The organism is Rhizobium sp. P2_G2 (assembly GCF_056403555.1).
Map to the genome: position 1 here is coordinate 81,670 of NZ_JBFUFF010000014.1, position 13,862 is coordinate 95,531.

The window sequence follows — 13,862 nt, forward strand, 5'->3', positions numbered from 1 at the left end:
CATTTCCTCATTCGAACATGCTCATTCTCCTGTTGTGCCGGAACTGCCCGCCATTGTCGTGCGGGAACCGCCCGTAATTGTCGTGCGGATACGGATTATTGAAATGCTGTCGCCGATATCCGCCATCATTCTGATGTGGCCACGGATGGTTGAAATGTTGCCGGGGGTACCGCTGCATCCCGAGGCTCTCGTTCCTCTGATGCCAGGGTCGCGGATTGTGCCCCATGAAGCTCATCCGCCTCGAATGCGTCGGCACCGAGTTTTCGGCGCGGCTGATGGGCTTGAGGTGGATGGGCCTCGGATAATGCTGCATCGAGCTCGCCCTCGAATGGATCGGCGTGTTTTCGGCGCGGCTGACCGTCTTGTTGTGCGTCGGCCGCGGCGTGTGATTGATGTCGCTGAGCCTCTTGTTGTGCTGTTGGGGCACTTCTCCGGCCCATGTCCGGCCCTTGATATGCTGCGGCCTGTTGTTGTTGCCAAAGCTCCTGCCCTTGACATGCGCTGACAGGCGGGTGTCGTGCCGCGGCAGGACGTCACCACCCCAACTCTGACCCTTGACGTGCATGGAGAGCCGCTTGTCATGGTTTGGATGATCGTCACCGCCCCAACTGCGATCCCGCGTGTGATAGGATCTGGTCTTTTGGTGCCAGGACCGATCGCGGTCATGCCATGATCCGTCACGCATATGCCATGAGCGGTCGGCCTCGTGCCATGAGCCGTCGCGCCAATGCCAGGAGCGGTCGCGATCGTGCCACGAGCCGTTGCGATAATGCCATGAGCGATCAACCTGGTGCCATGATCCGTCGCGCCAGTGCCAGGAGCGGTCGCGATCATGCCATGAGCCGTCGCGATAATGCCAGGAACGGTCTGCGTCATGCCACGAACCCAGGCGCCAATGCCACGATCTCTGCACACGGTGGCCCGACGATGCCCATTTCGCATGGCTCATGTCGACCGTATGCACCGGCGGCTGACCAACCGGTGGTTCATTCGACGGCGGCTGGCCGTCATCTGACGGAACGTCGATGGCCGGCAAGGGTTCTACGGCCTGACACACCTGATAGATGGCGACGTCGCCGATCTTTGTGGCATCGTTGCGTGTCATTTCTTCCGGGATGGGATTGCCGTTGTCGTCAATATTGATGTCGGTATCGATCATCAGCGACCTGAGCAGAGCGCCGGGGTCGAGCTTTGGCGCCGGTTCGACGGCAACGAAAGCGTCCGCCGGCGTACCCTGCAGTCCATGGACCTCGTGCGTGTCGCTGCCTGAGCCCTTGTCGTCGTCGTTRCAGCCGCCGAGGGGCGAACACAGGCCATCGCCGGTCATCCACACCGATTGCGAGGGCGCAGAAAGATCGAGGCTGCCGTTTTCGCTGATCCGGTAATCGAAATCGACGCCGCCGGCCGCATTGGCAAACAATAGCGGCTCGCCATCCTTGATGCTGCGATCATGAAAGCCGACGTCGTAGCGCCCTTTGGGCCGCCAGAGATTGTCGGCGCCGAGTTCGTAGCGGACCACGCGCGACTGATAGGGGCGTGCAAACGGCTCGATCTTGTCGAGCCCCAGATTGCGCATGCCGCCCCGTTCGGCGACCAGCATTACATTCTGGGTTGCGCATTCGGGAAGGGTTATATCCGAAGGCGCATTGCTGTTGCCGGCCTTTTCGCCGAACGAGGGATCACTCGGCCAGAAGGCCGGCATGAAGAATTCGCGGCGCACCGAGCTCGTATCGAACAGTCCGTCACCGGTGAGCGCTACCGACCAGACGGCGTTGCGGCGGTCGTCGCCGGCTTTTGGCCAGTCGGCATTGCCGAACGCATCGCTGCCCCAGACGGAATAATAGAGCCTCACCGCGCCGCTTTCGTCACTGCGCACTTTCAGGCCCCAGACGCGCCGGCGGAAATCGGCCAGGTTCCAGCACTGCGGCGATTTTTCGAAGTCGCTGCCGCATTTGTCGATATTGGCTGATGTCGCGGGATCGAAGACGACCGGATCGAGTGCCATGTGCTGGCCGGTCCACGCATCCAGGAAATTGGTGCGTCCCGTCATGCCGTGATCGTAGTGACCCATGTCCTTGCCGGTCTCGGCGTCGAGGCTGTGGATCATCCCCGTTTCCAGGTCGGAGACGAACAGCCGCCCATGCCATTTGTCATAGGCGATGTTGCCGAGCGAAGCGCCGGTATTGTCGCGGCCATCGAGCTTGACCTCGGCGAATGCCTCAGCCTTGTAGCCATTGTCGGCACTGAGGCGGTAGATTGTTCCAGGCCCTTCATAGGGGCCCCACTGCCCCTCCATCCAGTCGGTGTTCTTGGGGTCGGTCGCGATCCTGTGAAGTCCGTAGGCAGCGGTGGCGGAGAGGAAGATGACCGGGTCCTGGCCTTCCTTTTGCGCGATTGCCACGCCGAAAACCTGCCCGACATCGCGCGCGGTGACGAACATCCGCTGCGGTTCGTTGATCCAGTGTTGCCCGAATGGTGGTTGACCCGGATTGCGGATATCGAGGATGCTGGCGCTGGTGCCGTCGAGGTCGATGACCTTGATCGGCTTTCCATCGATGTCCTTGCCATCGACGACATGAGAGAACCGCGTCACCACCGCCTCGCCTGGATTGAGGGGCTCGATCTCGGTGTTGTCGGCCTGCTGCTGGTTGGCGTCGTCCTGCTGCTGGTCGTTGTTGTCGTTAGCCGGAGGCGATGCATCATCCTGCTGCTTGCTGGTGTCGTCCTGCTGCTGGTCGTTGTTATCGTCGGCCGGAGGYGATGCATCGTCCTGTTGCTGGTTGGCGTCGTCGTCTTGCTTGTTATTGTTCTTGCTACTGCTGTCGTCGGGCTCGTATTGATCGGCCGAGGACGGTGCGGTCTTGTCGTCCCCGGCTTGCGCCAGCTGGATGTGCCACGGCGCCGCGATGCTGACGGGCAAAAAAGCCATCAGGCCGGCTGCGGCGGCCACGAGAACGAAATGCTTCGGCGAGAGAACCAGTGAACTGGCCTTCCAAGCGATCAGGTCATCAGCAGAAATTCTCCGCATGTCCTCAGCCCTCGATGGACTGCCAAAGATACGGGTAATTTTCAACCTTTGCAACGAAGTCAGTGTTGTATCATGAATATAAGATATACACGCAGAAGAAACGTTGCACTGCAATAGTCTATTCGAAATCTGCGGTTACTTCCGGCTTTTCCGGAAATCGGTTGGCCGACATCTAATTTTTGGCAGCCCGCCATAAGTATCCCGTGCCTGCCGGATTGGGCTCAAGGATCGACCAGGCTTTGCCGGTGAATCATATTTCGCGCCATCGTAACATCATAGATATCTTCTTGCAGCTGACCGGTCCTCAGGCCGCCCAGCCATCCAGTATGCTGGCTCTGAACCTACGGTAAAACCGAGATTGGGAGATGGGGCAAGGGGATTGAGATCATCATAACCGGCGTATTCGCGGCGCTCCTGACCCTATCTCAAGATATTCATCACCGGAGAGACCGGCAGGATTGGAAGAGCAGATGGCGAAAACGGGCAACAATCCGCGCTGGCACATCACTCAAGAATAGACCTGCGACAACTCCGCCATCTCGAAAAACACCGCCGTTTGGAACAGCCCGACCTGAGCTGTCACCTGCGCCTCGTCGACGCCGGCGGCCCGGAGTTCGTCGGCCATGGCTCTGGCGCGCCGTTTCCACCACGCCAAGGCGTCCTCGCTGGTCAGGCGCATGATTTCCGACGCGGCTTCGCGGATGTCTGCGCGACGGCGGTCGGTCGGAAAGGATAGGATCGGGGCTGCTTGCTGGGTCATGGCTGCATCTAACGCGACCATGGTTAACCCGCATTTAAAGCCGTCCTTGGAAGAGCGATGTAAGCGTGATCGCCGTGGTTTTGGTCGGTCTGCCGGGCCGGGGCGCGGCGGCGTGTCGACCAATCCGGCTAATCGCTCGAAAAAGTGTCCGGAATCATCACGCTGCGATGGTCTCCCTTTGCCAAGTCCATCGGCAGCCTCCACCCGCCGAAGCGCAGCACGAAGGTCGCCGCCCGGCTGGCTGTGAGGGTGATCGCTGTCGGCCTGCCATTTTGCCATTCGAGATCGAGAAGCAGGCCGCCGCGGGTGCGGAGGCCGTGCAGTGCGCCGCGGGACCAGCCGGAGGGCAGGGCAGGCAGGAGATGGAGTTCATTTGGGCGTGACTGAACCAGCATTTCAAGGATGCCGGCGGCGCCGCCGAAATTGCCGTCGATCTGGAAGGGCGGATGGGCGTCGAACAGGTTGGTGTAGGTCCGCTCGGGGCTGAGCAGAAGTTTGAGGACGTCGAAGGCGTGGTCGCCGTCGCGCAAGCGTGCCCAGAGATTGAGGCGCCAGCCGATACCCCAGCCGGTCGCGTCGTCACCGCGGATCTCGAGCGAGCGGCGGGCGGCGGCGGCAAGCGCCGGTGTGTCGTCCATGTTGATTTGCCAACTGGGATAGAGGCCGTAGAGATGCGAGACGTGGCGATGGTGGATTTCCGGGGCCTGCATGTCCCAATCGTCGAGCCATTCCTGCAACTGGCTGGCCGCGCCGATGCGATCGGGCGGCAAGCGCGGCAGGACGCGGTCGATTTCGGCGATCAGGTCAGTCTCGCCGTCGATTAAGATGGCAAGCGGGCGCAGGCGGTGGAGGAAATCGCGGATGATCTGGCTGTCCATGGCCGGCCCGGCGCAGATCGAGGCGCCATGTGGGTGGACGTTTTCCGGCGACAGCGAGGGGTTGGTCACCAGATGGTCGGTACCGGGAAGGGGGAGGAGTATGTCGAACAGGAATAGTGCGGCGCTCTTGGCGAGTGGAAACAACCTCTGTTGCATGGCCTCGGCATCGTCCAGATAGTCACTGAGGTCGAGCAGTTGCGTCATCAGCCAGGCGCCGCCTGTTGGCCACAGGCCCCAGGGGGCGCCGTCGATGGGGGCGGTGGCGCGCCAGAGATCGGTGTTGTGATGCATGACCCAGCCGCGCGCGCCGTATTGGATACGCGCGGTCGTCTGACCGGTCTCGGCCAGATCCTCGGCCATCACGACGAGCGGTTCGATGCAGTACGGCAGATTGGCCGGCGCCGGCAGCCAGTAATTCATCTGCAGATTGATGTTGGCGGTGTATTTGCTGCCCCAGGGCGGGTCGATCTCCTGGTTCCAGATGCCTTGCAGGTTGGCGGGTTGCGTGCCCGGCCGAGAAGAGGAGATCATCAGGTAGCGGCCGAACTGCACATAGAGCGCCGCAAGCGCGGGATCGTCGCCCCCTGCAAAGGCGGCGATGCGCTGGTTCGTCGGCAGYGCTGCGGCAGGGGCGGTGCCGAGGTCGATGGCGAAGGTGCGGAACAGTCTGCGGTGTTCGGCGACGTGGTCGCGCAGCAAGTCCTCGAAATGGCGGCGGCTGGCTTTGTCCAGCCGGTCGGCGACGATCGCGGCGGGGTCACCGGAGACGTCGTCATGGCGCCGGAAATTGGTGGCAGCGTCGAGCAGAATCAGGATTTCGTCGGCATTCGCCACTTGGAGGGCGTCTGCCTCGCGCCGCACCGTTCCGCCCGAGATTGCCAGTCGGACTCCCACGGTGAAGCGCAGCGCGGCGGCGATGCCGGATTCGGATTTGCCGATGCCCGACAGCGTCAGCCGCGCATCTTCCGCTGCGGCCAGTTGGCTTTGTTGCGGACTGGTGAGCGAGATTTTGCATCCGACCGCACCGGCTTTGTCGGCGGAAAGGCGCAGGACAAGCACGCCATCCACCGGCGAGACGAAGGTCTCGCGTCGGAATTCGGTTCCGTCCGCCTGATAGCAGACCGTGGCCGTCGCCGTGTCCAGATCCAGCGCGCGCCGATAGGCGGAGATCGGCCCCGTATGCGTCATGTCGATGTGGAGGTCGCCGACCGGTTGATAGGACATCTGCTTCAGAGGCCGGGCCATCAGATGCAGGTCGGCGAGCGCCTGTGCCTCGGCATAGCGGCCGGCGAAAATCAGCTGGCGGACAGGGTCGAGATGGGCAAGTGCGTCGGGATTGGCCGGTTGATAAGGGCCTCCCGCCCAGAACGTGTCCTCGTTGATCTGCAGCCGTTCATGCAGCGGATCGCCGAACACCATGGCGCCGAGCCTGCCGTTGCCAAGCGGTAGCGCATCGGTCCAGAGACGCGCCGGCGTGTCATACCAGAGGCGATTATCGGTCATGATCAGGCTGCCGGCGCGATGCTGGCTGATTCGACGGCGCGGATGCGGTTGCCGTCGGCGCCGAAGACCAGCGCCCTGGCGCCGGGAAAGCCGACATTCACGGTTTCACCCGGCCGGAACGAGGTTTCCGAGCGGTCCTCGACGATCACAGCCTGCCCGGTGGTCAGCGTGCCGTAGAGGAAGCGCGTGCCGCCAAGATTTTCGACGACGTCGATCTTCACCTCGATCGTGCCGCCGGCCGCATCCCTGCCGGTGAAATGCTCAGGCCGGATGCCGACTTTGACCGGCATGTCGGCGGATGATGGGACATGGCCGCTGCGCAGGCTCGCGCCACAGTCAAGTCGTATAGTGCCGTCTCCGCCCAGCCGGCCATCGAGGAAATTCATCCGCGGCGAGCCGATGAAGCCGGCGACGAACAGATTGTCGGGATTGGCATAAAGCATATCTGGTGTGCCGGTTTGTTCGATCTTGCCGGCGCGCATGACAACAATCTTGTCGGCCAGCGTCATCGCCTCGGTCTGGTCATGGGTGACATAGATCATGGTTGAGCCGATGCGGCGATGGAGCTTGGCGATTTCGACGCGCATCGACACGCGCAACTCGGCATCGAGATTGGAGAGCGGCTCGTCGAACAGGAAGACGGCCGGATTGCGGACGATGGCGCGGCCGATGGCGACGCGCTGGCGCTGGCCGCCCGAAAGCTCGGCGGGCTTGCGCTTCATCAGCGTTTCGAGCTGCAATGTGGCGGCGGCAGCCGTGACGCTGCGTTCGATATCGGCCTTACCCAGGCCGGCCATGCGCAGCGAGAAGCCGATATTCTGCTCGACCGTCATGTGCGGATAGAGCGCATAGTTCTGGAAAACCATGGCCACGCCGCGCTCGATCGGGTCGGCATCGTTGACGCGCCGTCCGTCGATGACGAGGTCGCCGGCGGTTATTTTCTCGAGCCCGGCGATCATGCGCAGCAGGGTGGATTTGCCACAGCCGGACGGGCCGACAAGCACGGTGAACGAGCCGTCATCGATTGCCAGGTTGAGATTGGCGATCGCCTCGAAGCTCGCATAGGATTTGTGGATGTTCTTGAGTTCTACGCGGGCCAAGGCTTCCTCCCTTCAACCGTTCGACGCGTTAGGGCGTCATGTGATGCGTCGGGTCGAGCCGCGCAGGATGATGTCGCATTCGAGGACGACGCTGCGCGTCATCCCGCTGGATGGCTCTGCCAGGCGTTCGACGAGAATGTCGGTGATCGTCTCGGCAATCCTGGCGACCGGCTGCGCTACGGTGGTAACGCCGGCCTCGTAGAGGCGGAAGACCGGCACATCGTCAAAGCTCGCCAGCGAGACGTCATCCGGCACATGCCGGCCATTTTCCTTCAGCCAGCTTAGCGCGCCGATGGCCATGCCGTAATTGGCGGAGAAGATTGCCGTCGGCGGATTGTCCGATGTCATCAGCCGCTTCGTCGCTTCGTAGCCGCCATCGATCACCCAGTTGCCGCGCGCCGAAAGGGCCGGCTCGATGGCGATGCCGCGGTCGCGCAGCGCCTGTTCATAGCCGGCAAGCCGCTCGATGCCGGAGGAATTGCGCGGATCGCCGGTCAGGATGCCGATGCGGCGGTGGCCGAGATCGATCAGGTGGCTGACGATGCGGTGGCTGGCGCGCTGGTTCTCGACCATGACCCGGTCGGCGGCGAGGCCACGAACGTCGTTGTTGTAGAAGATGATCGGCACGTCGTGCTCGATCAGGTCGTCGACGCGGTCATAGACTTCGGCCGTGCCATCCATGATCAGCGCATCTACCCGCTGGGAGGCGAAGAAATCCAGGGCCTCGGCGACGATGCGCGGGTCGCCGCTGTGGCAATAGGTGAGCAGCGCCCGGCCTGTGCGGCGCACGGAATTGGCCAGGTGCTCCAGCATGCGCGCATGGAATTCGTCGAAGGTCGGCACCAGGAAGCCTATCATATGAGTGAGGTCGGTGCGGATCGAGGCGGCCGCGACATTGCGGCGGTAGCCGAGTTCCTGGATCGCCTGCTCGATCTGCTCGCGGTTGGAGCGGCGGATGGTCTGGCCGTTGAGATATCGCGACACGGTGCCGATCGCCACATTGGCTGCCTTGGCAACGTCGATGACCGTGGCTCCGCGTCGCCGGCCGGTCGTCTTGTTCACATGTCGCATTTCAAGCGGGCTCCTGCACTTAAACTTCAAAGAAAATGTCCGACGTCGCGTCTCCCTGTCGTATAACCCAGCCGCCCGCCGCCCGCCAGCACGGCCGGCGGGCGAAAACATCGACATGTCAGTGGTTTCCGCCGGCATCAGGCGCCTTCGAAAACCACGGCGCTGTGGATGCGCAGGCGCGGCACGGTAATGCTGACGAGACCGTCATCGGCGGCATTCCAGGGCAGGTCTTCGCCGGTCAGCGCATCGAAGACGCGTCGCGGCGTCGATGGCAGGCGGACGGTGGCGTTGACCGGGCCGATTGCCGGGATGTCCTCGATCATTTCCATCACGCGGGTGCCGTTGTCCTCGGTGCGGATCTCTTTGCCGCGGATCTGCGGCGGGCCGTAGAGCAGGTGCAGCACGTGGCGGTCGTGCTCGATCTGCTGCGTCAGCGTCGCGCGGCCGGAGGAGGGCAGGTCGGTGACCATGGCCGGGTTCGGCACCAGGCGGTCGAGCACGCCACGGACGAGATATTTATAGAGCGGCTGGCCGACGGCTCGGTAGAGCCTGAAGATCGGATAGGCGATATAGGCAAGGCCATTGTGCTCGGTCACGGCAGCGCCGAGTGCATCGGCGGCCGTATCGTCGGGTGCGTGCTGGTGCGAGCAGAAATGCTTGTAGGACCGGTTGAAATAAGACGGGTAGATGCCGGCCAGCACATTGGCCCCTGTCGATTGCACTGTTTCTGCCTCGTCATACATCACGAAGGCGGTTTCGGGCATGGACGGGTCGAGATCCTTGCCAGCCTTGACATAGCTCGGCCGGAAGGCGATCGGGGCAGCCCCGCGTGAAATGCCGAAATCGAGGGCGAACTTGCCGTCGGCGTCGAGGCCCGAATGCCAGGAGGCCAGGATCTTGCCGCCGCCCGCGACGTAAGCTTTCAGCCGCGCCGCCAGGGCGGCGTCCACCGGAATCTGGTCGGGCAGGATGATCAGCCGGTATTGTTCGAACCGCCCGGTGAGATCGAGCATATCGAATGGACGTTTGAGCTCTTGCAGCATCTGGGCGGCGCCGTCATCGCTCGGATGGTTGCGGCCGCCTTGCGGGTCCATATGCTCGGCCGAGAGGATGGCGATTTCGGAAACCTGCCTTGCGCCTTCAAGATATGGTTCGAGCTTGGCGATGCGCTCATAGGCAGGCGCGATCGAGGCATAGGTGTCGGGATTGATCGCGCCGTTCGGATGCAACTGGTCGCCGACCAGGCATTTGGAGCCGAGCGCCACCATCTGGGCGCATTCATAGTCGAGCGCGTCGGGATGCTTGAAGCCGCCGAATTCGCCCCAGGTCGTGTGGAACTTGCCGGTATGGGCGAGGAAATCCATGCCGAGCGTCGCCGCATAGCGGGCGCTGGAGGGAAAGTGGTCATAGCCCCAGCCGCCGGTCGGCAGGCTTTCGAGCTCCAGATGGGAATAGCTGCCGAAGCGGCCCGGCCCCTGCTTGTGGATATGGCCGCAATTGTAGAAGACGCGCAGGCCAGGGAATTCGGCAAACAGCGCCTCGCTGGTTTCGTGGCGGAACTGTTCGTTGACCGCTTCGTCATTCTTCAGCCGGTCGGCCGGGTTTTCAGGATCGAGGCCTTCGCAGATCATCCGCTCGATGCAGGCCGAGCAGACGCAATCCGGCGTCAGGATGATGTCGAAGAACAGGCCTTGCGTCGGGTAGATGCTGGCGACTTCGCGCGCCTGGTCGAGGATGTATTTCCTCAGGCCCGCATGGTTGAGGCAGAGCGTGTGCCAGGCGGGGCTGAGCTGCTTGGCGGACGACGGGTCGGCCGGCCGGTCACGGTGGTAGTGGTTTGAAGCGCTCAGCACGCGCCATTCCGGATGTTCGCGCGCCGAGAGTTCATCCCATTGCACGGAGATGTAGATCGGGCTCTCAATATCGGCGGCCGAGAGCGCCTTGACCATGTCGCCCAGCAGGTCGGGGCGGGCGAGATGCGGATGCGGCTTACCGACCTTGGTCGGATAGTAGGACCAGCCGTGATGGCACTTGGCAAAGATAGTGATCGAATCCACATGCGCGGCCTTCAGCGTCGACACGAACGTGTCGGGATCGAAATCCGCGCCGATGCCGGGAATATGCTCGGACGTATGGAAATCGAGATGGATCTGGCGGTAACGGAGCGGCTTGTTCAGGGGCTTGGGCATGGTGCTATTCCTTTGCGCCGGAGCGTGTCTGCGAGCCCGCGGCGAATTGACGTTGGAAGACGAGGAAAACCAAGAGGGGGACGATGGTGACGATGATGGCCGCCACCGATCTCAGGTCCCAGTTGACGTCGTAGCTGCCGGAAATGCGGGCGAGCAGGACGGGCAGGGGGATGTTGTTGCGGAGGAAGAGCATCGGCAGCAGCAGGGCGTTCCAGGTCCAGAGGAACTGCAGGATGCCGACGGCGAAGATGGGCGACAGGCTGTTGGGCAGGACGATATGGCGGAAGGTCGCCAGTGGGCTGCAGCCGTCGACCTTGGCCGCCTCGACCAGTTCGCGTGGGAAATCCTCGAAGAAGTTTTTGACCAGGAAGATCGACCAGGCGAAGGACAGTCCGACATAGGGGATGAGGACGGATGCGATGTTGTCGATCAGCCCCAGTTGCCGCCACAGGGTGAAGAGCGGGATGATCACCACCTGCTGCGGCAGCACGAAAGCGTTGATGATGATCACCAGGAGCAGGCGACGGAAGGGGAAATTCAGGAAGTGGAAGGCGTAAGCCGCCGCCGGCGCCAGCAGCATGGTCAGCACCGTCGCGATGCCCGCCGCCTTGACCGTCACCACCATGGAGGCGGCGAGCGGATATTTGTCCCAGACCCGGCGCCAGGCATCGAAGGTGAAATCGAAATGGTCGAAATGCCACCAGCCGAGGGACGCGCCCTCGGGCGGCCTTAGCGACGTGACGATCACGCCGACGATCGGGATCATCCAGATGCAGGCGACCAGGCCGACGACAATCACAATCCAGCGGGGCGCCTTGCCGATCATTTCGCACCTGCCGTTCTCTGGATGATGGCGGGCGTCGAGACGACGAGGACGGCCAGCAGCAGAACGACGGTGGCCGCCGCGCCATAGCCCAGCTTGAACTGGGTCATCGATTCCCGGTACATGAAATAGCCGACCGTTTCGGTGGAGCGGACCGGCCCGCCACCCGTCAGGATGAAGATGATGTCGAAGCTGCGCAACGCCGTCAGCAGATTGATGAACACACCGACGCGCACGCCCGGCAGCGACAGCGGCACCATGATGTGACGCATAGTCGATATCGGCTTGGCGCCGTCCATATAGGCGGCTTCGAGCACTGATTTCGGGATTGCCTGGATCGAGGCGAAGATCAGCATCAGCGGCAGGCCGACCGCACTCCAGGAGGCAGCGATGATCAGCGCCCAGAGCGCGGTATTGGGATCACCAAGCCAGGCGTGCGAAAAGCCGGGAAAGCCGAAAAGCTGGATCAGCGAATTGAGCAGACCGCCGGCATCCGGACGGTAGATGCCGATCCACATATAGCCGGACACGGCTTCCGAGACGCCGAAGGCGGCGAAGATCATCACCCGGAAGGGCAGGGTCTCCCTGGGCGCAAAGGCGCACAGCATCGCCAGCACCCAGCCGATCGCCACGGAGATCGCGGTGACGCCGATGGTGAAGATCAGCGTGGTCAGCAGCGTATTGCGAAAGGCCACGTCGGAGAACAGCTTTATATAATTGCCGAAGCCGACGAAGGAGGGTTTCTTGAGCCCCTGGATGTCCCAGAAGCTCAGGCGGATGGTTTCCTCGAGCGGGTAGAGGACGGCGATCGCGAACAGCACGATCGCCGGCGCGATCAGGATCAGCGCGGCGGGCCGCTCCCCAAGCAGGCGCCGGCGGCTGGCAAGGCCCGCCGCCAGGGGCGAGGCCTGCACCACGCCCACCGGTTCCCGCATCGAGGAGGCGGAGGCGCCCATCAATAGGCCCCTTGTGCCTTGGTCTCGATGGCGGCGAGCACCGTGTCGATATTGGCGGGCGACGGATCCTGCAGGAATTTCTGCAGTTGCACGCGATATTCGTCGACCAGGTCACCCGGCAGGAGATCGCCGAGCACGAATTGCGGCTTGGCATTGGCGACGGCGGCGGTTGCCGTCTTCTGCACTTCGCCATAGAGCGATGTATCCGTCTCCTTGCTTGGCGAGGCATAGCCGGTCTTGGCGAGGATATTGGCCGCCTCGGCACGCGTCCAGAAATCGAGGAAGGCGTCGGCCGCCTTCGGATTGGCGCCGTTGGCCGTCACCAGGAATTCCTTGGCGTCGACGCTGGTCGTGTCGTCATGGCCCATGCCCAGCGCGGGGAACTGGAAGAGGCCGTAATCCTTGCCCTCGACGAGCTTGTAGTCGTTCTTGGCGCGGTTGTTCATCCACATGCCGATCAGCAGGTAATTCTTGGCATTGGCCTGGAAAACCTGATCGGCCTCGCCGTCCCAGTCATTGGCGAGCATGGTGTTCGGCGCGCCGCAGCAGCCGGCGGTAAGCATCTCAGCATATTTGGTCAGCGCCGCCTTGACCGCGGGGTCGGTCCACGGGATCTTGTGGGCACCCAGTTTTGCCGCCGTCTCGACGCCCGCCGAACGCAGGAGCAGAGTCTCGAACCATTCGGCATGCGCCCAATATTTGCCGGGAATGGCGACCGGTGCGGCAAACCCCGCCTTGGTCAGTTTGGCGAAAGTACCGAGGAATTCGTCCCAGGTTTTTGGCGGCTCGGTGATGCCGGCCTTGGCGAGATGCTCCTTCTTGTACCAGATGCCGGAGCGGTCGCCGTACGTGTAGGTCAGGCCATAGGTGGTGGTGCCGATCGAGCCGAGGTCACGCCAGGACTGGCCGAGCGGCTTGTCCCAGCCGAAGGATTTCCACTGATCGTCGATCGGTCGCAGCAGGTTGGCGTCGGCCAGTTCCTTACGGAAAGCCGGCCATGTGTTGATGACGACATCGACGACCTCGCCGCTCATCAGCGCCGTGCGGATGCCGCCGCGCATGTCGCCCTGGCCGGTGATGTTGACCTCGCGGATGGTCACGCCGGGATGTTTCGCCAGGAACGCCTTCTGGATGGCATGCATCATGTCGAGCTCGGACCCACCAAGCCAGTTGAGGATGACGATCTCGCCGCTCACGGCATCGGCGGCGCGTGCGAGGCCTCTCGTCATCGACAATACGGCGGCGCTGCCCGCCCCGGCAAGCAGGGTGCGGCGGCGGATTTCAGGCATGTATTTTTCATTGCTGGTCATGTCACGTCCTCCCAAACGGTGATGGAAACCATATAACAATCAATTTACTTGAAACGTTATCATCTTTTTCGGTTGGCGCAACTGTTTAGAATCCGTCTCGCTGGAGACAAATTGCAAGGCGTTGATATTTATCGCTATTACGCGTGCCGGGCTTCCGCTGTCAGCTGGCGCTGGCGGTCCTGGTGCATGATGAAGGTCGCGCTATGGAGGTCTTGCCCCGCTATTTCCGCCAGGAAGATGTTCG

9 protein-coding genes are annotated in these 13,862 nt (G+C 62.5%); all 9 read right to left on the reverse strand.

Annotated features, from left to right (window positions below; genetic code table 11):
* Positions 1-7: 7 nt before the first annotated feature.
* Positions 8-3,028, reverse strand: coding sequence for a hypothetical protein (locus tag AC1D06_RS13670; protein WP_477986631.1), 3,021 nt, complete (start codon positions 3,026-3,028; stop codon positions 8-10).
* Positions 3,029-3,536: 508 nt separating this feature from the next.
* Entirely contained in the window at positions 3,537-3,788 is a 252-nt protein-coding gene (locus tag AC1D06_RS13675; protein ID WP_477881185.1) for a DUF6074 family protein, read from the reverse strand.
* 128 nt (positions 3,789-3,916) lie between these two features.
* Entirely contained in the window at positions 3,917-6,169 is a 2,253-nt protein-coding gene (locus tag AC1D06_RS13680; protein WP_477986632.1) for a glycoside hydrolase family 95 protein, read from the reverse strand.
* 2 nt (positions 6,170-6,171) lie between these two features.
* Positions 6,172-7,269, reverse strand: coding sequence for an ABC transporter ATP-binding protein (locus AC1D06_RS13685; RefSeq protein ID WP_477881182.1), 1,098 nt, complete (start codon positions 7,267-7,269; stop codon positions 6,172-6,174).
* Between the two features lie 36 nt (positions 7,270-7,305).
* Positions 7,306-8,340 (reverse strand): LacI family DNA-binding transcriptional regulator, encoded by a 1,035-nt coding sequence (locus AC1D06_RS13690; protein ID WP_477881180.1) that lies wholly within the window; start codon positions 8,338-8,340, stop codon positions 7,306-7,308.
* 137 nt (positions 8,341-8,477) lie between these two features.
* On the reverse strand, positions 8,478-10,529 hold the full coding sequence (locus AC1D06_RS13695) for an alpha-amylase family protein (protein WP_477986633.1): 2,052 nt from the start codon (positions 10,527-10,529) through the stop codon (positions 8,478-8,480).
* A 4-nt stretch (positions 10,530-10,533) separates the two neighbouring features.
* Entirely contained in the window at positions 10,534-11,355 is an 822-nt protein-coding gene (locus tag AC1D06_RS13700) for a carbohydrate ABC transporter permease (RefSeq protein ID WP_477881176.1), read from the reverse strand.
* The gene (locus AC1D06_RS13705; protein ID WP_477881174.1) at positions 11,352-12,311 is read right to left on the reverse strand and encodes a carbohydrate ABC transporter permease; all 960 of its coding nucleotides are present in this window, start codon (positions 12,309-12,311) and stop codon (positions 11,352-11,354) included. The genes AC1D06_RS13700 and AC1D06_RS13705 overlap by 4 nt, the downstream gene beginning before the upstream one ends.
* Positions 12,308-13,618 carry an ABC transporter substrate-binding protein gene (locus AC1D06_RS13710; RefSeq protein ID WP_477986634.1) on the reverse strand — a complete coding sequence of 437 codons (1,311 nt, stop codon included), beginning with the start codon at positions 13,616-13,618 and terminating at the stop codon, positions 12,308-12,310. The genes AC1D06_RS13705 and AC1D06_RS13710 overlap by 4 nt, the downstream gene beginning before the upstream one ends.
* Positions 13,619-13,862: the final 244 nt, after the last annotated feature.